The 23145-nt window shown below is 51.5% G+C and carries 24 protein-coding genes; 16 read left to right on the plus strand and 8 right to left on the minus strand.

The window, feature by feature from the left end; genetic code table 11:
• Positions 1–20 precede the first annotated feature (20 nt).
• The 3 genes from ruvC (at position 21) to ruvB (ending at position 2253) form a co-directional block, all read left to right on the plus strand.
• The gene (gene ruvC, locus ACLJXE_RS16520) at positions 21–542 is read left to right on the plus strand and encodes a crossover junction endodeoxyribonuclease RuvC (RefSeq protein ID WP_410751411.1); all 522 of its coding nucleotides are present in this window, start codon (positions 21–23) and stop codon (positions 540–542) included.
• Positions 543–622: 80 nt separating this feature from the next.
• Positions 623–1234: a Holliday junction branch migration protein RuvA gene (gene ruvA, locus ACLJXE_RS16525; RefSeq protein ID WP_410751412.1), complete on the plus strand. Its 612-nt coding sequence runs from the start codon at positions 623–625 to the stop codon at positions 1232–1234.
• Between the two features lie 8 nt (positions 1235–1242).
• Positions 1243–2253, plus strand: a complete 1011-nt coding sequence (gene ruvB, locus ACLJXE_RS16530; RefSeq protein WP_286630843.1) for a Holliday junction branch migration DNA helicase RuvB — start codon at positions 1243–1245, stop codon at positions 2251–2253.
• Between the two features lie 46 nt (positions 2254–2299).
• Here the strand turns inward: ruvB and znuB are convergent, their stop codons facing one another.
• Positions 2300–3085: a zinc ABC transporter permease subunit ZnuB gene (gene znuB, locus ACLJXE_RS16535; protein WP_410751413.1), complete on the minus strand. Its 786-nt coding sequence runs from the start codon at positions 3083–3085 to the stop codon at positions 2300–2302.
• The gene (gene znuC, locus ACLJXE_RS16540; protein ID WP_410751414.1) at positions 3082–3837 is read right to left on the minus strand and encodes a zinc ABC transporter ATP-binding protein ZnuC; all 756 of its coding nucleotides are present in this window, start codon (positions 3835–3837) and stop codon (positions 3082–3084) included. The genes znuB and znuC overlap by 4 nt, the downstream gene beginning before the upstream one ends.
• 78 nt (positions 3838–3915) lie before the next feature.
• Here znuC and znuA point away from each other — a divergent pair, with 78 nt between their 5' ends.
• From znuA to lpxM, 3 genes are all read left to right on the plus strand, one after another.
• On the plus strand, positions 3916–4860 hold the full coding sequence (znuA, locus tag ACLJXE_RS16545; protein WP_410751415.1) for a zinc ABC transporter substrate-binding protein ZnuA: 945 nt from the start codon (positions 3916–3918) through the stop codon (positions 4858–4860).
• Positions 4861–4875: 15 nt separating this feature from the next.
• Complete coding sequence (gene mepM, locus ACLJXE_RS16550; protein WP_071887356.1) at positions 4876–6195, plus strand: murein DD-endopeptidase MepM; 1320 nt, start codon at positions 4876–4878, stop codon at positions 6193–6195.
• Between the two features lie 119 nt (positions 6196–6314).
• Positions 6315–7286, plus strand: coding sequence for a lauroyl-Kdo(2)-lipid IV(A) myristoyltransferase (gene lpxM / locus ACLJXE_RS16555; protein ID WP_410751416.1), 972 nt, complete (start codon positions 6315–6317; stop codon positions 7284–7286).
• 80 nt (positions 7287–7366) lie between these two features.
• Here lpxM and pyk read toward each other — a convergent pair whose 3' ends face one another.
• Positions 7367–8809, minus strand: a complete 1443-nt coding sequence (gene pyk / locus ACLJXE_RS16560; protein ID WP_410751417.1) for a pyruvate kinase — start codon at positions 8807–8809, stop codon at positions 7367–7369.
• Between the two features lie 119 nt (positions 8810–8928).
• Entirely contained in the window at positions 8929–9798 is an 870-nt protein-coding gene (locus ACLJXE_RS16565; RefSeq protein ID WP_137381864.1) for a MurR/RpiR family transcriptional regulator, read from the minus strand.
• Between the two features lie 366 nt (positions 9799–10164).
• Between ACLJXE_RS16565 and zwf the strand changes: the two genes are divergently transcribed.
• From zwf to kdgA, 3 genes are all read left to right on the plus strand, one after another.
• Positions 10165–11640, plus strand: coding sequence for a glucose-6-phosphate dehydrogenase (gene zwf / locus ACLJXE_RS16570; RefSeq protein WP_286630845.1), 1476 nt, complete (start codon positions 10165–10167; stop codon positions 11638–11640).
• A 233-nt stretch (positions 11641–11873) separates the two neighbouring features.
• Positions 11874–13685 carry a phosphogluconate dehydratase gene (gene edd, locus ACLJXE_RS16575; protein WP_410751418.1) on the plus strand — a complete coding sequence of 604 codons (1812 nt, stop codon included), beginning with the start codon at positions 11874–11876 and terminating at the stop codon, positions 13683–13685.
• Positions 13686–13719: 34 nt separating this feature from the next.
• Positions 13720–14361, plus strand: a complete 642-nt coding sequence (gene kdgA, locus ACLJXE_RS16580) for a bifunctional 4-hydroxy-2-oxoglutarate aldolase/2-dehydro-3-deoxy-phosphogluconate aldolase (protein ID WP_286630847.1) — start codon at positions 13720–13722, stop codon at positions 14359–14361.
• Between the two features lie 102 nt (positions 14362–14463).
• On the opposite strand, the gene purT is transcribed toward kdgA, so the two are convergent.
• Positions 14464–15642, minus strand: a complete 1179-nt coding sequence (gene purT, locus ACLJXE_RS16585) for a formate-dependent phosphoribosylglycinamide formyltransferase (RefSeq protein WP_410751419.1) — start codon at positions 15640–15642, stop codon at positions 14464–14466.
• A gap of 132 nt (positions 15643–15774) precedes the next feature.
• Here purT and yebG point away from each other — a divergent pair, with 132 nt between their 5' ends.
• The 4 genes from yebG to ptrB all read left to right on the plus strand — a co-directional run bounded on the left by yebG (position 15775) and on the right by ptrB (position 19455).
• Positions 15775–16065: a DNA damage-inducible protein YebG gene (gene yebG / locus ACLJXE_RS16590; protein WP_410751420.1), complete on the plus strand. Its 291-nt coding sequence runs from the start codon at positions 15775–15777 to the stop codon at positions 16063–16065.
• Positions 16066–16185: 120 nt separating this feature from the next.
• A complete protein-coding gene (yebF, locus tag ACLJXE_RS16595) occupies positions 16186–16542 on the plus strand; it encodes a protein YebF (RefSeq protein WP_410751421.1) in 357 nt (118 codons plus the stop codon).
• Between the two features lie 91 nt (positions 16543–16633).
• Entirely contained in the window at positions 16634–17293 is a 660-nt protein-coding gene (locus ACLJXE_RS16600; protein WP_410751422.1) for a tellurite resistance TerB family protein, read from the plus strand.
• Positions 17294–17379: 86 nt separating this feature from the next.
• Complete coding sequence (gene ptrB / locus ACLJXE_RS16605) at positions 17380–19455, plus strand: oligopeptidase B (protein WP_410751423.1); 2076 nt, start codon at positions 17380–17382, stop codon at positions 19453–19455.
• Here ptrB and exoX read toward each other — a convergent pair.
• From exoX to ACLJXE_RS16620, 3 genes are all read right to left on the minus strand, one after another.
• Complete coding sequence (gene exoX / locus ACLJXE_RS16610) at positions 19437–20099, minus strand: exodeoxyribonuclease X (protein ID WP_410751424.1); 663 nt, start codon at positions 20097–20099, stop codon at positions 19437–19439. The genes ptrB and exoX overlap by 19 nt on opposite strands.
• Positions 20100–20122: 23 nt before the next feature.
• Positions 20123–20779, minus strand: a complete 657-nt coding sequence (locus ACLJXE_RS16615; protein WP_410751425.1) for a carbon-nitrogen hydrolase family protein — start codon at positions 20777–20779, stop codon at positions 20123–20125.
• 106 nt (positions 20780–20885) lie between these two features.
• Complete coding sequence (locus tag ACLJXE_RS16620; RefSeq protein ID WP_005120732.1) at positions 20886–21116, minus strand: DNA polymerase III subunit theta; 231 nt, start codon at positions 21114–21116, stop codon at positions 20886–20888.
• Positions 21117–21258: 142 nt separating this feature from the next.
• Between ACLJXE_RS16620 and yobA the strand changes: the two genes are divergently transcribed.
• The 3 genes from yobA to ACLJXE_RS16635 are packed head-to-tail and all read left to right on the plus strand — an operon-like array spanning position 21259 to position 22864.
• Positions 21259–21633, plus strand: coding sequence for a CopC domain-containing protein YobA (yobA, locus tag ACLJXE_RS16625; protein ID WP_410751426.1), 375 nt, complete (start codon positions 21259–21261; stop codon positions 21631–21633).
• A gap of 3 nt (positions 21634–21636) precedes the next feature.
• Positions 21637–22509 (plus strand): copper homeostasis membrane protein CopD, encoded by an 873-nt coding sequence (gene copD, locus ACLJXE_RS16630; protein ID WP_410751427.1) that lies wholly within the window; start codon positions 21637–21639, stop codon positions 22507–22509.
• A 16-nt stretch (positions 22510–22525) separates the two neighbouring features.
• Positions 22526–22864, plus strand: a complete 339-nt coding sequence (locus ACLJXE_RS16635; RefSeq protein ID WP_040232386.1) for a YebY family protein — start codon at positions 22526–22528, stop codon at positions 22862–22864.
• The last annotated feature ends 281 nt before the right edge of the window (positions 22865–23145 follow it).

Raw genomic sequence — 23145 nt, forward strand, 5'->3', positions numbered from 1 at the left:
AAAATAACAGGAGATGCGTGATGTCTATCATTCTCGGCATTGACCCGGGGTCGCGCATTACCGGTTATGGCGTCATCCGTCAGGTCGGCAGACAGTTGACCTACCTCGGCAGTGGTTGTATTCGCACCAAAGTTGACGATCTCCCGTCACGCCTGAAATTGATATACGCGGGTGTGACGGAAATTATCACCCAGTTCCAGCCAGATTATTTTGCCATCGAGCAGGTCTTTATGGCGAAAAACGCCGATTCGGCGCTGAAACTGGGACAGGCGCGCGGCGTAGCGATTGTTGCTGCGACCAATCAGGATCTTCCGGTGTTTGAGTACGCTGCCCGACAGGTTAAACAGACCGTCGTCGGTATCGGTAGCGCGGAAAAAAGCCAGGTACAGCACATGGTGCGTACGCTGCTCAAACTCCAGGCTAACCCTCAGGCGGATGCGGCGGATGCGCTGGCGATTGCCATTACCCACTGCCATGTCAGCCAGAACGCCATGCAAATGAGTGAGTCGAGGTTGAATTTAGCGCGCGGTAGGTTACGTTAGTGACAAATGAGGCTGGATATCTATCCAGCCTTTTTTTATGATAGCGCATTACCTTTTAGCCCTTAACGCAGGAGCGTCATGTGATAGGCAGACTCAGAGGCATCATTCTTGAAAAACAACCCCCACTGGTCCTTCTGGAAACGGGCGGGGTAGGCTATGAAGTGCATATGCCGATGACCTGTTTCTACGAGCTGCCGGAAGCCGGGCAGGAAGCGATCATCTTCACGCATTTTGTGGTGCGCGAAGACGCACAACTGCTGTATGGCTTTAACAATAAGCAAGAACGCACGCTGTTTAAAGAACTCATTAAAACCAACGGCGTTGGGCCGAAGCTGGCGCTGGCGATCCTTTCCGGCATGTCAGCGCAGCAGTTTGTCAATGCCGTAGAACGTGAAGAACTGGGGGCGCTGGTCAAACTACCGGGTATCGGTAAGAAAACGGCGGAGCGCCTGATTGTTGAAATGAAAGACCGCTTTAAAGGACTGCATGGCGACCTCTTTACCCCGGCAGCCGATCTGGTGCTGACATCACCTGCTGGTCCGGTAAGCGATGATGCCGAGCAGGAAGCGGTTGCTGCGCTGGTAGCGTTAGGCTATAAACCACAGGAAGCCAGCCGCATGGTAAGCAAAGTTGCTCGCCCTGATGCCAGCAGTGAAACCCTGATTCGCGAAGCGCTTCGCGCGGCATTGTGAGGTAAAGGATGATTGAAGCAGATCGCCTGATTTCGGCTGCCAGCAATACCCCTGAAGATCTGGTGGATCGTGCGATCCGCCCCAGATTGCTGGAAGAGTATATCGGCCAGCCTCAGGTACGTTCGCAGATGGAAATTTTTATCCAGGCGGCGAAGCTGCGCGGTGATGCCCTCGATCACCTGCTGATTTTTGGTCCTCCGGGTCTTGGTAAAACCACGCTTGCCAATATTGTTGCCAATGAAATGGGCGTCAACCTGCGCACGACGTCCGGTCCGGTGCTGGAAAAAGCAGGCGATCTGGCGGCTATGCTCACCAACCTCGAACCCCATGATGTGCTGTTTATTGATGAAATCCATCGCTTGTCACCCGTAGTGGAAGAGGTGTTGTATCCGGCAATGGAAGACTATCAGCTGGATATCATGATTGGCGAAGGCCCGGCAGCACGTTCAATTAAAATCGATCTGCCGCCGTTTACCCTGATTGGCGCAACAACGCGTGCGGGTTCGTTAACGTCTCCACTGCGTGATCGCTTTGGCATTGTTCAGCGACTGGAATTCTATCAGGTCGCTGATCTTCAACACATTGTTGGACGCAGTGCTCGCTTTATGGGGCTGGAGATGAGTGATGAAGGGGCGCTGGAAGTGGCGCGCCGGGCACGCGGTACGCCGCGTATTGCCAACCGTTTACTGCGTCGAGTGCGTGATTTCGCCGAAGTGAAGCATGACGGCACCATCTCGGCGGATATCGCTGCCCAGGCGCTGGATATGCTCAATGTCGATGCTGAAGGCTTCGATTATATGGACCGTAAGCTGTTGCTGGCCGTGATCGATAAATTCTTTGGTGGTCCGGTCGGCCTGGATAACCTGGCGGCGGCAATCGGCGAAGAACGTGAAACTATTGAGGACGTGCTGGAACCGTATTTGATTCAGCAAGGTTTTTTACAACGGACTCCGCGCGGACGTATGGCGACTGTACGTGCATGGAACCACTTTGGTATTACTCCCCCGGAGATGCCTTAAGTTTGTTGTTGCCGGAGGGTGCAGATCATCCGGCAACAACAAATAATCAACTGGCCTGCTTCTTCATCATACTGAAGATAAACAGCAGTGCAGCACAAAGCACCACGGATGGCCCCGCCGGAGTGTCATAGAACGCTGAGAAGGTCAGCCCGCCTGTCACCGCTATCATGCCTACACCTACGGCAACGCCCGCCATCTGTTCGGGTGTACGGGCGAAACGACGTGCGGTTGCTGCAGGAATTATCAGCAGTGATGTGATAATCAGCGCCCCGACGAATTTCATCGCCACACCGATAGTGAGTGCTGTGACCAGCATCAGCAATAGCTTGACACGTTGCAGTTTCACGCCGTCAACAAAGGCCAGATCCGGGCTGATAGTCATCGATAGCAGGTTACGCCACTGCCAGAACAGAATAGCCAGTACGACCACGACACCAATGGCAATGGCCGCCAGATCTTCTGGGGTGACGGCGAGCAGATCGCCAAACAGATAGGCCATGAGATCCACGCGAATATTGGACATCAGGCTGACAACCACCAGGCCTAATGACAGTGCACTGTGCGCCATAATACCGAGCAGGGTATCAATCGCGAGGTGAGGGCGTTTCTCCAGCCACACCAGACCTGCGGCCAGCAACAGGGTGACGACGATAACCGCGTAGAACGGGTTTACATCCAGCAGCAGACCAAACGCAACGCCCAGCAGTGATGCGTGCGCCAGCGTATCGCCAAAATAAGACATCCGACGCCAGACCACAAACGAGCCAAGCGGGCCAGCAGCGCAGGCCAGCATGATCCCGGCTAACCAGCCGGGTAATAATAATTCAATCATGAGTGACCATTTCCCCGGCGTAACACAATGCGACCCTGCAAATCGTGGCGATGATTATGGTTGTGACGGTAAATTCCGAGTTGTTCAGCGCCGCGTTGCCCGAACATAGAAATGAATTCAGGGTGCATTGAAACCACCTCTGGTGTGCCGGAGCAGCAAATGTGATGGTTCAGACACAGGACTTCGTCGGTTTTTGCCATGACCAGATGCAGATCATGAGATACCATCAACACGGCGCAATCCAGCTCGCGTCGCAACTGATCGATAAGATCGTACAGTGCAACCTGACCATTCACATCCACTCCCTGAGTCGGTTCATCGAGCACCAGTAGCTGTGGTTTATTTAGCAACGCACGGGCCAGCAAGACGCGTTGCGTTTCCCCGCCAGACAGTTTTTGCATCGGCGCATCCATCAGATGCCCGGCCTGAACACGCTTTAGCGCAGGGAGAATGTCGGCTTTCTTTGTGCCTGGCCGTAAGCGCAAAAAACGGCTCACCGTCAGCGGAAGTGTGGTATCGAGGTATAGTTTTTGCGGTACATAGCCAATCCGCAAATGCCCGTTGCGCTTGATAACCCCTTCATTAGCCGCTACCAGCCCCAATACAACGCGCACCAGCGTAGACTTTCCGGCCCCATTCGGGCCAAGAAGCGTTAAAATTTTGCCGGGTCGAAGTTCAAGCGATACGTCAGAAAGGACGCGGCGTTGACCATAAGAGACCGAGACATTTTCCAGTGAAACCAAAGTCGTCATATCAATTTTAGTCTTGCAGAAGTTATAGAATGTTATAATATCACATTTCTCACATTCGTTACGATGATTGGTCGCATTATGTTACATAAAAATACGCTTCTTTTCGCAGCATTATCCGCTGCTCTTTGGGGTAGTGCAACTCAGGCAGCAAATGCCGCTGTAGTGGCGTCACTTAAGCCGTTGGGCTTTATTGCTTCAGCGATTGCAGATGGGGTTACAGACACCCAGGTTCTGCTGCCTGACGGGGCTTCCGAACACGATTATTCGCTGCGCCCTTCAGACGTAAAACGCTTACAGAACGCGGACTTAGTTGTTTGGATCGGTCCGGAAATGGAGGCGTTTATGGAAAAGTCAGTCAAGAATATTCCTAACGCAAAACAGGTAACGATTGCGCAGCTCAATGACGTGAAACCGTTGCTCATGAAAGGCGCTGACGATGATGATGATGATCATGGGCATAATGACGCTCACGGCGAAAAAAGTGACGAGCATCACCATCATGGTGATTACAACATGCATCTTTGGCTTTCCCCAGAGATAGCGCGGGCCTCAGCGGTTGCAATCCATGATAAATTAGTGGAACTTATGCCGCAAAGTCGAGCCAAACTTGACGCCAACCTGAAGGATTTTGAGGCACAATTAGCCGCAACCGATAAGCAGGTAGGTAACGAGCTCGCACCGCTCAAGGGTAAAGGGTATTTTGTTTTTCATGACGCCTATGGCTACTACGAAAAACACTACGGGCTAACCCCGCTTGGTCACTTTACCGTGAACCCTGAGATTCAACCTGGTGCGCAGCGTTTACATGAAATAAGAACACAGTTGGTTGAGCAAAAAGCAACCTGCGTTTTTGCTGAGCCACAGTTCAGGCCAGCGGTCGTTGAAGCCGTAGCGAGAGGGACATCCGTTCGAATGGGAACGTTGGATCCCCTCGGAACGAATATCAAACTGGGTAAAGCAAGCTATTCAGCGTTTCTGAACCAATTAGCCAACCAGTATGCGAGCTGCCTGAAAGGAGATTAATGAGGAAGTGAATACGTGCAACAGATAGCCCGCTCTGTCGCTCTGGCATTTAATAATTTGCCGCGACCCCATCGTGTTATGTTGGGGTCGCTTACTGTTCTGACCCTGGCCGTCGCAGTCTGGCGGCCTTATGTATACCATCCCGACTCTGCACCCATCGTTAAAACCATTGAGCTGGAAAAAAGCGAGATACGTTCACTGCTGCCAGAGGCCAGCGAACCTATCGATCAAGCCGCTCAGGAAGATGAAGCTATCCCTCAGGACGAACTCGATGATAAGACCTCTGGCGAGGCCGGGGTTCACGAGTATGTTGTCTCTACTGGCGATACGCTGAGCAGTATTCTGAACCAGTACGGCATTGATATGGGCGATATCAGCCAGCTTGCCGCATCTGATAAAGATTTACGTAACCTAAAAATTGGCCAGCAACTTTCCTGGACACTGTCTTCGGAAGGTGATTTGCAGCGCCTGACCTGGGAAGTCTCCCGCCGTGAAACCCGTACTTATGATCGTACGGCTACGGGTTTCAAAATGAGCAGCGAAATGCAGCAGGGCGACTGGGTCAACAGCCGAATCAACGGTACGGTGGGCGGTAGTTTTGTCGCCAGTGCACGGGATGCTGGCCTGACCAGTTCTGAAATCAGCGCAGTGATTAAAGCGATGCAATGGCAGATGGACTTTCGCAAGCTGAAGAAAGGCGATGAGTTCTCAGTTTTGATGTCTCGCGAGATGCTGGACGGTAAACGCGAACAAAGCCAACTGCTGGGCGTTCGTTTGCGCTCTGAAGGCAAAGATTATTACGCTATCCGTGCTGAAGACGGTAAATTTTATGACCGTAACGGGACCGGGCTTGCTAAAGGGTTTATGCGTTTCCCTACGGCGAAGCAGTTCCGTATTTCGTCAAACTTCAATCCACGTCGCCTGAATCCGGTAACCGGACGCGTTGCACCGCACAAAGGTGTCGACTTTGCGATGCCGCAAGGTACGCCGGTGCTGTCAGTCGGTGATGGAGAAGTGGTGGTCGCGAAACGTAGTGGCGCGGCCGGATACTATGTTGCCGTTCGTCACGGTCGCACTTACACCACCCGTTACATGCACCTGCGTAAGCTGCTGGTTAAACCGGGACAAAAAGTGAAACGTGGCGACCGTATTGCGCTGTCAGGTAACACTGGGCGTTCTACTGGCCCGCACCTGCACTACGAAGTATGGGTCAACCAGCAGGCTGTGAACCCGTTGACGGCAAAACTGCCGCGTACGGAAGGGCTGAGCGGTTCGGATCGTACCGAGTACCTGGCACAGGTGAAAGAGGTTCTGCCTCAGCTACGCTTCGATTAATAAATACTCGGACAGAGCCGGTACGCTAAGCGTGCCGGCTTTTTATTTTGTACGGGACACGGTGCGCCGCTACACTATCAGCAGATTTACTTTTTCGCAGCCCCCGATACTGGAAGAGCATGGAAACGAAAAAAAAGAGTATTGAGTATATCCCTGAGTTTCATAAATCATTCCGTCATCCGCGCTACTGGGGCGCCTGGCTTGGCGTGGCGGCGATCGCAGGGATTGCACTAACGCCTGCGTCATTTCGCGATCCCGTTCTGGCGAAACTGGGACGGTTTGCCGGACGGTTGGGGAAAAGTTCGCGTCGTAGAGCGCTTATCAATTTATCTCTCTGTTTTCCTGAGCGCAGCGAAGCCGAGCGTGAAGCCATCGTTGATGAGATGTTTGCGACTGCGCCTCAGGCGATGGTTATGATGGCCGAATTAGCAATGCGTGGCCCGGAGAAAATTCAGAACCGCGTTGACTGGCAGGGCCTGGAAATTATCGATGAGATGCGACGTAATGAGGAAAAGGTGATTTTTCTCGTCCCTCACGGCTGGGGTGTTGATATTCCGGCAATGCTGATGGCATCTCAGGGCCAGAAAATGGCAGCAATGTTCCATAACCAGGGCAATCCGGTATTTGACTATGTCTGGAATACGGTACGTCGACGTTTCGGCGGTCGTTTACATGCACGTAACGACGGTATTAAACCTTTTATTCAGTCGGTACGGCAGGGATACTGGGGATATTACTTACCGGATCAGGACCACGGCCCGGAGCATAGCGAGTTTGTGGACTTCTTCGCGACCTATAAGGCAACGTTACCGGCAATTGGCCGTCTGATGAAGGTTTGTCATGCGCGCGTAGTACCGCTGTTCCCGGTGTACGATGGCAAAACGCATCGCCTGACGATTCAGGTACGCCCACCCATGGATGACATTCTCACGGCCGATGACCATACAATTGCCAGACGGATGAATGAAGAAGTGGAGATTTTTGTCACCCCGCATCTCGAACAATACACCTGGATTCTGAAACTGCTAAAGACCCGCAAACCCGGCGAAATTGAACCGTATAAACGCAAAGATCTTTATCCTAAGAAATAGAAAAAGCCTCTCGTTCGAGAGGCTTTTTTGTATCTGACCCGTCCTGATAAGCGAATAATATCAGGCAGTCAGCAGAGTCGTTATTCTACAGTCAGAATACGTGTGGTGTTGGTGGAACCGATGGTGCTCATGACATCACCCTGGGTCACAATCACCAGATCGCCTGACACCAGGTAACCTTTGTCGCGCAGCAGATTGACCGCTTCGTTGGCAGCTACTACACCGTCAGTTTCGCTGTCAAAGTGGACCGGCGTAACGCCACGATACAGAGAGGTCAGATTCAGCGTACGCTCATGACGAGACATCGCGAAAATTGGCAGGCCAGAGCTGATGCGGGATGTCATCAGCGCAGTACGACCGGACTCGGTCATGGCGATGATAGCGGTAACACCTTTCAGGTGGTTCGCGGCATACATCGCTGACATGGCGATGGCTTCTTCAACGTTATCAAACTGCACGTCAAGACGGTGTTTAGAAACGTTGATGCTCGGGATTTTCTCTGCACCCAGACATACGCGAGCCATCGCTGCGACGGTTTCCGCCGGGTACTGGCCTGCGGCTGTTTCTGCAGACAGCATGACGGCATCAGTCCCATCCAGAACGGCGTTTGCCACGTCCATGACTTCCGCACGGGTTGGCATTGGGTTAGTGATCATCGACTCCATCATCTGCGTTGCGGTAATTACTGCACGGTTCAGCTGACGTGCGCGACGGATCAACGCTTTCTGAATACCGACCAGCTCCGGGTCACCGATTTCCACGCCCAGGTCGCCACGCGCAACCATTACCACGTCAGAGGCAAGGATGATGTCATCCATCGCATTCTGGTCACAGACGGCTTCAGCACGCTCTACCTTGGCAACAATTTTCGCATCGCAGCCAGCGTCGCGCGCCAGGCGGCGGGCATAATTCAGATCTTCACCGCAGCGAGGGAAGGAGACCGCCAGATAGTCAACGCTGATTTGCGCTGCAGTAATGATGTCTGCTTTGTCTTTTTCCGTCAGTGCTTCAGCAGAAAGACCACCACCAAGTTTGTTGATGCCTTTGTTGTTGGAGAGCGGGCCACCGACAGTGACTTCGGTGAAGACTTTCATTCCCTGAACTTCCAGCACTTTGAGCTGTACGCGACCATCATCCAGCAGCAGGATATCGCCCGGCACTACGTCAGCTGGCAGGCCTTTGTAATCGATACCGACTTTTTCTTTGTCGCCTTCACCTTTAGCGAGGTTGGCGTCTAACAGGAATTTGTCGCCAACATTGAGAAATACTTTGCCTTCTTTAAAGGTCGATACGCGGATTTTAGGTCCCTGCAGGTCACCCAAAATAGCTACATGACGTCCCAGTTTGGCGGCAATCTCACGGACTTTATCCGCCCGCATTTTGTGATCTTCTGGAGAGCCGTGTGAAAAGTTCATACGTACAACGTTTGCGCCCGCGGCGATAATTTTTTCAAGGTTGTTATCGCGGTCAGTTGCCGGGCCTAACGTGGTAACGATTTTGGTTCTGCGAAGCCTTCTGGACATGTAATACTCCGTTGACTGAAACAACTAGGTGTTGCGTGAACATTGATCCGGCCGTTCTCGAACATAAACGGTAAAATGAACGACCCGGATGATAAAAGGGTAGAACATTGTTATTGCTTTTAGCGGTCATCACTCTTGATGAGTAATTCTTTATCAAAACGCGATTCCTTGAGCGCTTCCTTGACACGCTTCAAGTTATCTCTAAATTTTGCCCCACGGCGCAAAGTAAATCCTGTAGCCAGCACATCTATCACGGTAAGTTGAGCAAGTCGAGAGACCATGGGCATATAAATGTCAGTATCTTCCGGTACATCGAGGGTAATTGCCAGCGTTGCTTCACGTGCCAGTGGAGTACCAGGAGATGTCAGGGCAATCACCATGGCATCGTTTTCTCTTGCCAGTTGCGCCAGTTCCACCAGACTTTTGGTTCTTCCGGTGTGTGAAATGAGCACAATGACATCATCATCACTACAATTCATACAGCTCATGCGTTGCAGAACGATGTCGTCAGAATAGATAACCGGAACGTTAAAACGGAAAAATTTATTCATGGCGTCATGCGCCACCGCAGCGGAGGAACCTAGCCCAAAAAAGGCTATTTTCTTCGCCTGAGTTAGCAAATCAACCGCACGATTTACCGCCACGTTATCCAGAGACTGACGAACATGGTCAAGGCTTGCCATTGCAGACTCGAAGATTTTCCCCGTGTAGGATTCAACGCTGTCATCCTCATCCACATTGCGATTAACATATGGGGTACCATTTGCCAGACTTTGCGCCAGATGCAGTTTAAAATCAGGAAAGCCACGCGTATCCATGCTGCGACAGAAACGGTTAACGGTGGGTTCGCTGACATTGGCTTCCAGCGCCAGCGCAGCAATGCTCGAATGGATTGCCTGGTCTGGCGAGGTAAGAATAACGTCAGCAACTTTACGTTCTGACTTGCTCAAATGTTCCAGTTTTAACTGGATTTTTTCCAGCATATTCATGATGTAGGTGGACTCATGGGTCATGGGCAAAAGCGATTTCAGCAATACGGGGAAATCGGGAGATAATTTTGTTAGATATTACCCCTGGGAGCGAAGGAACGGGGCAAAATGGATAGAATAGTTGTTGTTTTTTTTCATTACATGATCGAAGTCTGGTTTTCATACTTCTTCATGGGTACGAAAAAAAATGACTTTTTTATCCATTTTGAGCCGAACTGGCGCCTCTTTAGCCGCTGTTTTCGGTAACAGCACGGCTGGATAAGTGTTTACGGTTCACGGAATCACGTAAAAGCAGTACAGTGCATTGTAATAAAATTACAACCAGTGTCTGGCAAAAGCACCAGGCACTTAATTGAGGAGAATGACATGGCGGTAACGCAAACAGCCCAGGCATGTGACCTGGTCATTTTCGGCGCGAAGGGCGACCTGGCGCGACGGAAATTGCTGCCTTCCCTGTATCAACTGGAAAAGGCCGGTCAGATTAACCCGGATACCCGCATCATTGGGGTAGGGCGTGCTGATTGGGACAAAGCTGCCTATACCAAGGTTGTACGCGAAGCGCTCGAAACTTTCATGAAAGAAAAAATTGATGAAAGTTTATGGGAAACCCTCAGTGGCCGTCTGGATTTTTGTAATCTGGACGTCAATGACACCGCCGCATTTAGCCGTCTGGGCGATATGCTGGATCAAAAATCACGTACCACGATTAACTATTTCGCTATGCCGCCAAGCACCTTTGGCGCGATCTGCAAAGGTTTGGGTGAGGCAAAACTTAATGCTAAACCTGCGCGTGTCGTGATGGAAAAACCGCTGGGTACTTCGCTCGCGACGTCCCGTGAAATCAACGACCAGGTGGGTGAGTATTTCGAAGAATGCCAGGTTTACCGCATCGACCACTATCTTGGTAAAGAAACGGTTCTGAACCTGCTGGCGCTGCGTTTCGCTAACTCCCTGTTTGTGAATAACTGGGATAATCGCACTATCGACCACGTAGAAATTACGGTGGCGGAAGAAGTGGGTATTGAAGGGCGCTGGGGCTATTTTGACCAGGCAGGTCAAATGCGCGATATGATCCAGAACCACCTGCTGCAGATCCTATGCATGATCGCAATGTCTCCTCCGGCTGATCTGAGCGCCGACAGCATTCGCGATGAGAAAGTAAAAGTACTGAAATCGCTGCGTCGCATCGATCGCTCGAACGTGCGTGAAAAAACGGTTCGCGGCCAGTACACCACCGGTTTTGCTCAGGGTAAAAAAGTACCGGGTTACCTGGAGGAAGAGGGTGCGAATAAGAGCAGCAATACGGAAACGTTTGTGGCGATCCGCGTCGATATCGATAACTGGCGCTGGACGGGTGTACCGTTCTACCTGCGTACCGGTAAACGTTTACCAACCAAGTGCTCTGAAGTGGTGGTTTACTTCAAAACACCTGAGCTGAATCTGTTTAAAGAATCCTGGCAGGATCTGCCGCAGAACAAGTTGACTATTCGTTTGCAGCCTGATGAAGGGGTTGATATCCAGGTATTGAACAAAGTGCCGGGTCTGGACCACAAACATAATCTGCAAATCACTAAGCTGGATCTGAGCTACTCAGAAACCTTCAACCAAACGCACCTGGCCGACGCCTATGAGCGCCTGCTGTTGGAAACCATGCGCGGTATTCAGGCTCTGTTTGTGCGTCGCGATGAGGTCGAAGAAGCCTGGAAGTGGGTGGATTCAATTACCGAAGCCTGGGCGATGGATAACGAGTCGCCGAAGCCTTATCAGGCGGGAACCTGGGGACCGGTTGCGTCTGTGGCCATGATCACCCGTGACGGTCGTTCCTGGAACGAATTTGAGTAAAAGATCATCTAGCCATTAGGTGTTATTTTACCGGTAACATGATCTAACACAGATTGTAGGATAATTTTTGCACTTTTAAACCTCGCGTGGATTCACCCGCGAGGTTTTTTTTATTACACTGCCTGAAACGATTTTGCCCCTGAGCTACGGCTAACAAGCGATTCAGCAATATTTAGCGATGCTGAATACATTGTTTACCCAACAGCTCTGACAGATAAATTTTAGGAGCCTCTATGAATCCGAATTTGTTACGCGTAACACAACGTATCGTCGAACGTTCCCGGGACACGCGTTCCGCCTACCTCGCTCGAATCGAACAGGCTAAAACGACTACCGTCCATCGTTCACAACTGGCGTGCGGTAATCTGGCGCATGGTTTTGCCGCATGTCAGCCAGAGGATAAAGCCTCGCTAAAAAGCATGTTGCGTAACAATATCGCGATCATTACCTCCTATAACGACATGCTTTCCGCACACCAGCCGTATGAACACTATCCGGCCATCATTCGTAAAGCACTACATGAAGCCAATGCGGTGGGTCAGGTTGCTGGTGGCGTACCTGCGATGTGCGACGGAGTGACCCAGGGTCAGGACGGCATGGAGCTTTCTTTGCTAAGTCGTGAAGTCATTGCGATGTCGGCGGCCGTGGGGCTCTCACACAATATGTTCGATGGCGCGCTGTTCCTCGGCGTGTGCGACAAAATTGTCCCGGGCCTGGTCATGGCGGCGCTTTCCTTCGGTCATCTGCCTTCCATCTTCATCCCTTCAGGCCCGATGGCGAGTGGTCTGGCGAACAAAGAGAAAGTGCGTATTCGTCAACTGTATGCCGAAGGCAAAGTCGATCGTATGGCACTGCTCGAATCCGAGGCTGCGTCTTATCATGCACCAGGTACCTGTACGTTTTACGGCACCGCTAACACCAACCAGATGGTCGTGGAGTTTATGGGTATGCAGTTGCCAGGCTCCTCTTTTGTGCACCCGGATGCACCACTGCGTGAAGCATTGACCGCAGCGGCGGCCCGTCAGGTAACACGTCTGACCGGTAACGGTAACGAGTGGATGCCGATCGGTAAAATGATCGATGAAAAAGTGGTCGTGAACGGTATTGTGGCACTGCTGGCGACCGGTGGTTCAACCAACCATACGATGCACCTGGTGGCCATGGCGCGTGCAGCCGGTATTCTGATTAACTGGGATGACTTCTCCGACCTGTCAGATGTGGTCCCGCTGATGGCCCGGCTCTACCCGAATGGCCCGGCAGACATTAACCATTTCCAGGCTGCTGGCGGTGTGCCTGTATTAATGCGTGAACTGCTGAACGCGGGTCTGTTACATGAAGATGTGAATACCGTAGCCGGATTCGGTTTATCGCGTTATACCCTGGAGCCGTGGCTGAATAACGGTGAACTGGACTGGCGCGAAGGTGCGGAAAAATCGCTGGACAGCAATGTGATTGCAACCTTTGAGCAGCCATTCTCCCATCACGGTGGCACTAAAGTACTGAGTGGCAATCTGGGGCGTGCGGTGATGAAAACCTCAGCTGTTCCCGTTGAAAATCAGGTGATTGAAGCGCCTGCAGTGGTCTTCGAAAGTCAACATGATGTATTACCGGCGTTTGATGCGGGCCTGCTTGACCGGGATTGTGTAGTCGTTGTGCGCCATCAGGGACCAAAAGCGAACGGAATGCCAGAATTACATAAACTCATGCCGCCACTTGGTGTATTATTGGACCGTTGTTTCAAAATTGCGTTAGTTACTGATGGACGACTTTCAGGTGCTTCAGGTAAAGTGCCTTCAGCAATCCATGTAACCCCAGAAGCCTACGATGGCGGGCTGCTGGCGAAAGTGCGCGATGGCGACATCATTCGTGTGAATGGACAGACAGGTGAATTGACGCTGCTGGTTGATGAAGAGGAACTTGCCTCTCGTCAGCCTCACATTCCTGACCTTAGCGCTTCGCGCGTGGGTACCGGGCGTGAAATGTTCAGCGCGTTGCGTGAAAAGCTGTCCGGTGCGGAGCAGGGCGCAACCTGTATCACTTTTTAAGACTTAATTTGTAATCAGGCGAGAGAAAACTCTGATGAAAAACTGGAAGACAAGTGCAGAAGCAATCCTGACCACTGGCCCGGTTGTACCGGTTATCGTGGTTAACAAACTGGAACACGCTGTGCCGATGGCAAAAGCGTTAGTTGCAGGGGGCGTGCGCGTTCTGGAAGTGACGTTACGTACCGCATGTGCGATGGATGCTATTCGTGCAATCGCGAAAGAAGTACCGGATGCTATCGTCGGTGCGGGTACTGTGCTGAATCCACAGCAACTGACTGAAGTTACTGAAGCAGGTGCACAGTTTGCGATTAGCCCGGGTCTGACCGAGCCGCTGTTGAAAGCAGCAACCGAAGGAACGATTCCGCTGATCCCTGGCATCAGCACCGTTTCTGAACTGATGCTGGGTATGGACTACGGCTTAAAAGAGTTCAAATTTTTCCCGGCTGAAGCGAACGGCGGTACGAAAGCACTGCAGGCAATCGCGGGTCCGTTCTCTCAGGTTCGTTTCTGCCCGACTGGCGGTATCTCCCCGGCGAATTACCGTGATTACCTGGCCCTGAAAAGCGTGCTGTGCATTGGCGGTTCCTGGCTGGTTCCGGCGGATGCGCTGGAAGCGGGTGATTACGATCGTATCACCAAACTGGCTCGCGAAGCGGTTGAAGGTGCAAAGCAGTAAGCTATCAATGTGTAAACCGAAGGCCCGATAAGAGGCGTTAGCGCCGATATCGGGCTTTGCCGGATGGGGTTTTAGTGCCTCATCCGGTCTACGGATCCTGTTTTAACCTGCCACTTTTACCTGTGCAGCCGCGTTTTTCGCGCGCTCAACCGCGTCTTCAACACTTTCTGCCGTTGCCAGCACGACACCTAAACGACGCGTACCGTCGATTTCGGGTTTACCAAACAGACGTATCTGCAAACCCGCGCCAACGGCAGCATCTACATTATCAAAGGTAACGTTTTGGCTGCTTAGCTGAGGCAGGATCACCGCTGACGCTGACGGCCCATACTGGCGGATTGCGCCAACAGGAAGACCAAGGAATGCACGCACGTGTAGGGCAAACTCGGACAGATCCTGAGAAATCAGCGTCACCATACCCGTGTCGTGCGGACGAGGGGATACTTCGCTGAAAATGACGTCGTCACCGCAGACAAACAGCTCCACACCAAATAATCCGTGGCCGCCCAATGCCAGTACCACTTTCCGGGCAATCTCCTGTGCCCGGGCTAATGCCAGTTCGCTCATCTGCTGTGGCTGCCAGGATTCGCGATAGTCACCGTCTTCCTGGCGATGACCTACCGGTGCGCAAAAATGTACGCCGTCAATGGCGCTGACGGTAAGCAGTGTGATTTCAAAATCGAAATTCACCACACCTTCGACGATAACACGCCCGGCGCCAGCCCGTCCGCCCTGTTGGGCATAGTTCCAGGCTTCGGTTAGCTGCTCGGCGGAGCGGATAAAGCTCTGTCCTTTACCAGAAGAACTCATTACCGGTTTTACGATGCAGGGATAACCGATTTCGTCTACGGCCTCGCGAAAACGCATTTCACTGTCGGCGAAGCGAAAAGATGATGTGGGTAAAGATAACTCGTCGGCGGCGAGGCGACGGATGCCTTCCCGGTTCATGGTCAGTTGCGTCGCACGTGCACAAGGCACGACGTTCAGGCCTTCCTGCTCCAGTTTTACCAGCATATCTGTGGCGATGGCTTCAATTTCTGGCACGATAAAATGCGGTTTTTCATGCTCGACAACCTGGCGCAATGCATCGCCATCCAACATGTTGATGACGTAGGAACGATGCGCAACGTGCATCGCTGGTGCGTCGGGGTAACGATCCACGGCAATGACTTCCACACCCAGGCGTTGGCATTCAATCGCCACTTCTTTACCCAGTTCACCTGAACCTAATAACATCACACGCGTAGCTGCAGGACGCAGTGCTGTGCCTAATAACGTCATAAATTAATCCCCTGTTTCAACTAGGCGCAGTATATACGAAAACGTTTGCGTCTGTCTTTATTACCAGGTTGATTTCAGGGATGAAAAAGAATATGCTGTATATAAATACAGGTAATTTAAGAGGCTGCAAAAATGGCGGTTGAAGTTAAATACGTAGTCATTCGGGAAGGTGAGGAAAAAATGTCATTTACCAGCAAAAAGGAAGCCGATGCGTATGACAAGATGCTTGATACAGCCGATCTGCTCGACACATGGCTGGAACAATCACCGGTAGCGCTGGAAGATGAGCAGCGTGAAGCGCTTTCTCTGTGGCTGGCTGAGCAAAAAGAGGTGCTGAGCGCCATCCTGAAAAACGGCAAGCTGCCTTCTCCACAGGTGGTCGACAACGGCACATCTACTGAGAATGATACCCAGGCGGCCTGAAGCGACTTGCGCTCCTGATATTTTGTACCATGCTTTTCCCTGAATCATTGTGCAATCTCTGACAACCTTCACACCGCGAGTCTGCGGCCTGAAGGATGAAGGGGATATAAGGAGAAAAGAATGTATAAAAAAAGAGCGCTGTTGAGCCTGCTATTGTTATCTGCCTGCGTATCAGTTTTTGCGGCGAATACGGAAAGTAAGTCAGTTAAGTTTCCAAACTGTGAAGGTCTGGATGCTGATGGGATCGCGGCCAGTGTAAAACGTGATTACCTGCAGAATCGTATTGTGCGCTGGGTCGACGATCAAAAGAAACTTGGTCAGCTTGACCCAGTAGCATGGGCCAATCCGCAGGATATTGTCGGTAAAGATGGGCAGTGGATAGTCCCCCTGACCGTGCGTGGCAAAAGTAGCGACCTTCAATATCAGGTAAAGCTTGATTGCAAAGCCGGCACAGCAGAGTATCAGGTGCGCCAGTAGCTGAATTTGCACATCTTTTGATGACCTGAACACTTCCTGACATCCCCTCGGGTACGCTTTGATGATTATTCGTCTGTACTTGAGGGGCAAAATGGCTAACTGGCTGAATCAACTACAATCTCTTCTTGGGCAAAAAGCATCATCTGCGACATCTTCTGGTGAACAAGGGCTCAGCAAACTGCTGGTGCCTGGCGCGCTAGGCGGTCTGGCAGGATTACTGGTTGCTAACAAATCCTCACGTAAATTACTCAGTAAATACGGAACCAGTGCGCTGCTGGTCGGTGGAGGCGCAGTGGCCGGCACGGTGTTATGGAACAAGTACAAAGATAAGGTCCGTGCGGCGCATCAGGGTGAACCACAATTCGGTGCGCAGAGCTCGCCGCTGGATGAGCGAACTGAGCGTCTGATCCTGGCGCTGGTTTTTGCAGCGAAAAGCGATGGGCATATTGATGCCAAAGAGCGTGCTGCCATTGAACACCAACTCCGTGAAGCAGGAGTTGAAGAGCAGGGGCGAGTTCTGATTGAGCGTGCGATTGAACAACCACTCGACCCGCAGCGTCTGGCTCAGGGGGTCCGCAATGAAGAAGAAGCACTGGAAATCTACTTTCTGAGCTGTGCGGCAATTGATATCGACCACTTTATGGAGCGCAGTTATCTGAATGCGTTGGGTGATGCGTTGAAGATTCCGCAGGATGTTCGTGAAGGGATTGAGCAGGATCTTAAGGAGCAAAAACAGGCTCTGCCGGGTTAAATAGTTACTGTGCAGGAGCATGTTTCGCTTGCATCATTGCTGACTTTTGCCACCCTTATAGAATGTTTAAGCAAAAGAACAATGACATGCTACCTAAAGCACCTCGTATTCCACACGCCATGACGCAGCATGGCGATACTCGTGTTGATAATTATTACTGGTTGCGAGATGACACCCGCTCGCAGCCAGAAGTACTGAATTACCTGCAACAAGAAAATGCGTATGGCCGCCAGGTGATGGCTTCGCAGCAAGCTTTGCAGGATCGTGTTCTGAAAGAGATTATCGACCGTATTCCCCCTCAGGATGTGTCCGCACCGTATGTGAAAAATGGATACCGCTACCGCCATATCTTTGAGCCGGGGTGTGAATATGCTATTTATCAGCGCCAGTCTGCCCTCAGTGAAGAATGGGATAAATGGGATACCTTGCTGGATGGAAACCAGCGCGCAGCCCATAGCGAATTCTATACATTAGGTGGTCTGGCAATATCACCGGATAATACCATCATGGCACTGGCGGAGGATTACCTTTCCCGCCGTCAATATGGCGTGCGTTTTCGCAATTTACAAACGGGTAACTGGTACCCGGAGGTACTTGAAAACGTCGAGCCGGAATTAGTCTGGGCCAACGATTCGCAGACTTTCTATTATGTCCGCAAGCATGAAACCACATTGCTGCCGTATCAGGTCTGGCGGCATACTGTCGGTTCACCATCCTCCGGTGATGAGCTGGTGTATGAAGAGGCGGACGATATGTTTTATGTCAGCCTGCATAAAACCACCTCACAGCACTATGTTGTTATTCATATTGCGAGTGCAACCACCAGTGAGGTTCTGCTTATTGATGCAGAACTGGCTGATGCCGAGCCACTGGTTTTTTTGACGCGTCGGAAAGACCATGAATACAGTCTCGATCATTATCAGCACGCCTTTTATCTGCGCTCAAACCGTCAGGGTAAAAACTTCGGTCTGTACCGTACCGGTGTACGCGACGAACACGCCTGGGAGACGCTTATCCCAGCGCGTGACAGTGTTATGCTGGAGGGCTTTACGTTGTTTACTGACTGGCTGGTGGTGGAAGAACGACAGCAGGGGTTAACCAGCCTGCGGCAGATCAATCGCAAAACGCACGAAGTAATAGGGATTGCCTTTGACGATCCCGCCTATGTGACCTGGCTGGCTTATAATCCTGAACCGGAGACATCGCGCCTGCGCTATGGCTATTCCTCCATGACTACGCCGGACACACTGTTCGAGCTGGATATGGATACTGGCGAGCGCCGTGTACTTAAGCAGACCACTGTCCCCGGTTTCGACGCCGCAAATTACCGCAGTGAACACGTGTGGATAACCGTGCGCGATGGTACAGAGGTGCCTGTCTCGCTGGTCTACCACAAGCAGCATTTCCGTAAAGGGAAAAATCCATTATTGGTGTATGGCTATGGTTCATATGGCGCAAGCATGGACGCTGATTTCAGCAGCAGCCGCTTAAGCTTATTGGATCGCGGCTTTGTGTACGCGATCGCCCATGTGCGTGGCGGGGGTGAATTAGGGCAGCAATGGTATGAAGATGGTAAATTTCTGCGCAAGAAAAATACCTTCAATGACTATCTTGACGTCTGCGATGCACTGCTCAAACTGGGTTACGGCTCACCTTCATTGTGTTATGGGATGGGAGGAAGCGCCGGGGGGATGCTGATGGGGGTTGCCATCAACGAGCGTCCGACACTTTTTCACGGCGTTATTGCTCAGGTGCCATTTGTCGATGTGGTGACCACCATGCTGGATGAGTCAATTCCGCTGACAACCGGTGAGTTTGAAGAGTGGGGCAATCCGCAGGACAAAGAGTATTACACCTACATGAAAAGCTACAGCCCATACGATAACGTCACCGCACAGGATTATCCGCATCTGTTGGTTACCACAGGGTTACACGATTCCCAGGTGCAATACTGGGAACCGGCGAAGTGGGTGGCAAAACTGCGTGAAATGAAAACCGACGATCATCTGCTGCTATTGTGTACGGATATGGACTCCGGGCACGGCGGTAAATCCGGGCGCTATAAATCCTATGAAGGTGTGGCCCTCGAGTTCGCTTTTTTAATTGGTCTTGCGCAGGGAACACTGCCCGGTCAGGCGGCAACTCAGGCGTTATCCAGATAGTGTTTCAGCGTTAGGCGCAATTCCGGGCTCATATTGTCAAGGTTATTAAACAGCCAGCGCAAATAGCCCGGATCGCGTTCCGCGACTTCAGATACCGGTTTCCCGCGGTATTTCCCGAAGGTAAATGTGGTTAGCAACGCAGGACGACCGGTGACATCGGCCATTTGCTCCGGGGTCCAGCCGGACGTCTTCATAATGTCGATCAGCAGTGCCGCTGTGATGTAGCAGTCATAAAGCGCGCGGTGGTGGTGCAGACCAGGAGGTGTCTGGACGCTCAGCTTGCGGGATTTATAGAGCGCCATATTGCTGTATTTGATCCCCGGCCACAGGCGGCGGGAAAGCTTCATGGTGCAAATCCATTCCCCCGGCATTTCGGGCAGCACACGCCGATCAAAGCTGGCGTTATGCGCCACGTACCACTCGCTGCCGTAATAGTGCGGGATGACATCTTCAATCCACGGTTTATCCGCGACCATCGCTTCAGTGATGTGATGGATAGCCATGGCTTGCGGACTGATGGGACGGTCAGGACGCACCAGATGGCTCACGGGATTGACGATCGTGCCGTCAACGACATCGACAGATGCAATCTCAACAATGCCTCCCTGCAGACCACAGGTTTCTGTATCTATTATGCGCAACATGCCGGGCTCCAGACCAAAAGCGACTAGCGTAATGGAATGATATCACCTTGCCAACCCCGTGGCGTGCGTTGACCGGTTAACAGTAATGAACCGCTGTCGGCGCGTACAATTAACCTACCACGTTCATCCCACAATGCGCTGCTGCCACGCGCATTGGCCATCAGCACCGCAATGGCGAATTTATGCGAAAAACGTTGCAGGCGCGAAGCGGAAGAGAGCAGTTCAGGCTCGCTGACGGACTGACCGGTTGTGAACAACGAAAATGTCGGGTCGATATCAATACCTTCCGGCTGGCTGTCGACAACGCTGATGGCATTTTGTTGCCTGGCGATACAGGCACCATGGCTTTGATGAAACATTAACGGCGAGGTCATCCAGGGAGAGAAAAGCGCTATTCCCTTCACAAAGCGATCGTGATGCTCTACCGACAACCCGGCAATAATGGTCATGTGATACGTGGCCGCGGCGTGGGCGAGGGGCTGCAATAACTCTTCATCGGGTGGGGCTGGGAGCGCGTCGTCTTCGTCCACACATCCCAACAGGGATAATGATGGAAAAACCAACAATTCGCATTGGCGTTTTGCCGCTTCATGAATGAACAGCAAATGATGGGCGACATGTTCGCTTAATGATCTTTGAAGTGGTTCGTACTGCGCAGCAGCAATTTTCCAGTGTGACATAATGATTTCCTTTTCATAGTGTCTACAACCATCCTTAAATAATAGATTAAGAATGTGCTTATACTGTAGCAGGCATCATGTAAGGAATCGTAACTTAATATAAGGTTTATTTAACTTTAGGCTCGTAAGGTAAACGTGAGAGGGAAACGGAAGCTAAACGGTGCGCGATCAGGCGTTCACGGAACCAGTCGCGTAAATGTGCAGGCTGTTCACGCTCGACAACTTCAGCAACGACAGGCATGTTGTAGCGCTCTTTAAATGCGACGCCTGCCGCAGCCAGATCGACGTTAACCTTGTCCATCTCTGCTTGCTCAAGTTTGGCCAGATTAATATTCATACGTTTCTCCTTATCTCTCCATTGGCGCGCAAAAGTTACTAAGAGTGCGCATTAATGGCAAGCCTGAAATGATGATTCTCGACTCGATCATTGTTGAAGGTTATTCTCTACAGATTAGACATAACAAAAAGGAATAGTTGATATGGCTTCATCTGCATCTTCACTTCGCTATGCTCTCATCGCTCTTGCCGGAATTCTGGCAACACCCGCTGCCCTGGCACATGCGCACCTGACACAACAAAGTCCTGCGGCGAATGCCCAGGTTACAGCATCACCTCAGGCATTGACGCTCAATTTTTCTGAAGGTGTTGAACCTGCATTCAGCGGGGCAACGCTGACTGGTCCGCAAAAAGAACAGATCAAAACGGGTAAGGCAACGCGTAATGAGCAGGATAAAACTCAACTGATTATTCCGCTCGTTCAGTCACTGGAAGCAGGAAAATACACAGTAGATTGGCACGTTGTGTCAGTGGATGGGCACAAGACGAAAGGACAATATAGTTTTAGTGTGAAATAACCGATGCTGGCGTTTACCTGGGTTGCACTGCGTTTTATCCATTTTACCACGCTGATGCTGGTGTTTGGCTGTGCGCTCTATGGCGCATGGCTGGCTCCTGTTTCGCTCCGTCGTTTGATGATGCGTCGTTTCTTGCATCTGCAACGCCACGCTGCAGCGTGGAGCTTTGTCAGTGCGACGCTGATGCTGGCGGTTCAGGGGGGATTAATGGGCGCGGGTTGGCAGGATGTCCTCTCCATCACCGTTTGGGAAGCCGTCCTGCAAACACAATTCGGGGGCGTCTGGCTGTGGCAAATTATCCTTGCGCTGGTCACACTGGTGGTGACCATTATCGTACCGCGCAGTATGCCGCGACGACTGCTAATGCTGACGATTGCTCAGTTTATTCTGCTGGCGGGCGTTGGGCATGCGACACTACACGATAGTCTAACTGGTACACTTCATCAGATTAACCATGCGCTGCATCTGATATGCGCTGCTGCCTGGTTTGGCGGCTTGCTGCCGGTATTCTACTGTATGAAAATGGCACAAGGACGCTGGCGCGATCAAGCCATCGGTACCATGATGCGCTTCTCCCGCTATGGGCATCTTTTTGTTATTGGCGTGTTGTTAACCGGCATCATGAATGCGCTGTTTATTGTCGGTTTTTCTGTTCCCTGGCATGCGGCTTATGGGAAACTGCTGTTGTTAAAATGTGCCCTGGTCATGCTAATGGTGGCGATTGCGCTGGTGAATCGGTATGTTCTTGTTCCACGTATGCAGCAGGATAACCGCTGCATGACCCTCTATTTTATTTGGATGACGAAGCTGGAATGGGGGATAGGCGCTGTTGTGCTGGCAATTGTCAGCCTGTTTGCAACCCTCGAACCGTTCTGATGGACTGGCAAAACGTATGAAAAAAATCATTATCTCTTTATTGCTACTGGCAAGTTCGGGAGCGGCACTGGCTGCGCCGCAGGTTATTACCGTCAGTCGTTTTGAGGTTGGCAAAGATAAATGGGCGTTTAATCGTGAAGAGGTGATGCTGACCTGCCGTCCGGGCAACGCGCTGTATGTCATCAACCCCAGCACGCTGGTGCAATACCCGCTGAATGATGTTGCCAGACAGCAGGTTGAGAGCGGTAAAACCACGGCAAAACCGATCGACATTATCCAGATCGACGATCCAGCTAAACCTGGCGAAAAAATGAGCCTTGCTCCGTTTATCGAGCGTGCAGAAAAGCTCTGTTAATTGTCAGATGTAGTGCTCTGATTTCCAATAAAAAACCGCAAGGATCTCACAGGAGAACTTGCGGTTTTTACATTGTAGCGAGTGGCAATCACCCTTTTTTTCAGACCACTTTAGTCGCGGACTGGAAAACCTGGCGCTGTCATCTATTCTTAAATGGCAGGGTAACTTAGCCTGCATTAATGCCAACTTTTAGCGCACGGCTCTCTCCCAAGAGCCATTTCCCTGGACCGAATACAGGAATCGTATTCGGTCTCTTTTTATGTGCCTTATAAACCAGCTAG

This window comes from Citrobacter sp. U14242 (assembly GCF_046555775.1).
Taxonomy (GTDB): Bacteria; Pseudomonadota; Gammaproteobacteria; order Enterobacterales; family Enterobacteriaceae; genus Citrobacter.

Excerpts from the sequence above, each read along its gene's own strand:
- ruvC (WP_410751411.1), top strand. The coding sequence starts at position 21 with ATGTCTATCATTCTCGGCATTGACCCGGGGTCGCGCATTACCGGTTAT.
- ruvB (WP_286630843.1), top strand. The coding sequence starts at position 1,243 with ATGATTGAAGCAGATCGCCTGATTTCGGCTGCCAGCAATACCCCTGAA.
- znuB (WP_410751413.1), bottom strand. The coding sequence starts at position 3,085 with ATGATTGAATTATTATTACCCGGCTGGTTAGCCGGGATCATGCTGGCC.
- znuC (WP_410751414.1), bottom strand. The coding sequence starts at position 3,837 with ATGACGACTTTGGTTTCACTGGAAAATGTCTCGGTCTCTTATGGTCAA.
- znuA (WP_410751415.1), top strand. The coding sequence starts at position 3,916 with ATGTTACATAAAAATACGCTTCTTTTCGCAGCATTATCCGCTGCTCTT.
- lpxM (WP_410751416.1), top strand. The coding sequence starts at position 6,315 with ATGGAAACGAAAAAAAAGAGTATTGAGTATATCCCTGAGTTTCATAAA.
- pyk (WP_410751417.1), bottom strand. The coding sequence starts at position 8,809 with ATGTCCAGAAGGCTTCGCAGAACCAAAATCGTTACCACGTTAGGCCCG.
- ACLJXE_RS16565 (WP_137381864.1), bottom strand. The coding sequence starts at position 9,798 with ATGAATATGCTGGAAAAAATCCAGTTAAAACTGGAACATTTGAGCAAG.
- zwf (WP_286630845.1), top strand. The coding sequence starts at position 10,165 with ATGGCGGTAACGCAAACAGCCCAGGCATGTGACCTGGTCATTTTCGGC.
- edd (WP_410751418.1), top strand. The coding sequence starts at position 11,874 with ATGAATCCGAATTTGTTACGCGTAACACAACGTATCGTCGAACGTTCC.
- kdgA (WP_286630847.1), top strand. The coding sequence starts at position 13,720 with ATGAAAAACTGGAAGACAAGTGCAGAAGCAATCCTGACCACTGGCCCG.
- purT (WP_410751419.1), bottom strand. The coding sequence starts at position 15,642 with ATGACGTTATTAGGCACAGCACTGCGTCCTGCAGCTACGCGTGTGATG.
- yebG (WP_410751420.1), top strand. The coding sequence starts at position 15,775 with ATGGCGGTTGAAGTTAAATACGTAGTCATTCGGGAAGGTGAGGAAAAA.
- yebF (WP_410751421.1), top strand. The coding sequence starts at position 16,186 with ATGTATAAAAAAAGAGCGCTGTTGAGCCTGCTATTGTTATCTGCCTGC.
- ACLJXE_RS16600 (WP_410751422.1), top strand. The coding sequence starts at position 16,634 with ATGGCTAACTGGCTGAATCAACTACAATCTCTTCTTGGGCAAAAAGCA.
- ptrB (WP_410751423.1), top strand. The coding sequence starts at position 17,380 with ATGCTACCTAAAGCACCTCGTATTCCACACGCCATGACGCAGCATGGC.
- exoX (WP_410751424.1), bottom strand. The coding sequence starts at position 20,099 with ATGTTGCGCATAATAGATACAGAAACCTGTGGTCTGCAGGGAGGCATT.
- ACLJXE_RS16615 (WP_410751425.1), bottom strand. The coding sequence starts at position 20,779 with ATGTCACACTGGAAAATTGCTGCTGCGCAGTACGAACCACTTCAAAGA.
- ACLJXE_RS16620 (WP_005120732.1), bottom strand. The coding sequence starts at position 21,116 with ATGAATATTAATCTGGCCAAACTTGAGCAAGCAGAGATGGACAAGGTT.
- yobA (WP_410751426.1), top strand. The coding sequence starts at position 21,259 with ATGGCTTCATCTGCATCTTCACTTCGCTATGCTCTCATCGCTCTTGCC.
- copD (WP_410751427.1), top strand. The coding sequence starts at position 21,637 with ATGCTGGCGTTTACCTGGGTTGCACTGCGTTTTATCCATTTTACCACG.
- ACLJXE_RS16635 (WP_040232386.1), top strand. The coding sequence starts at position 22,526 with ATGAAAAAAATCATTATCTCTTTATTGCTACTGGCAAGTTCGGGAGCG.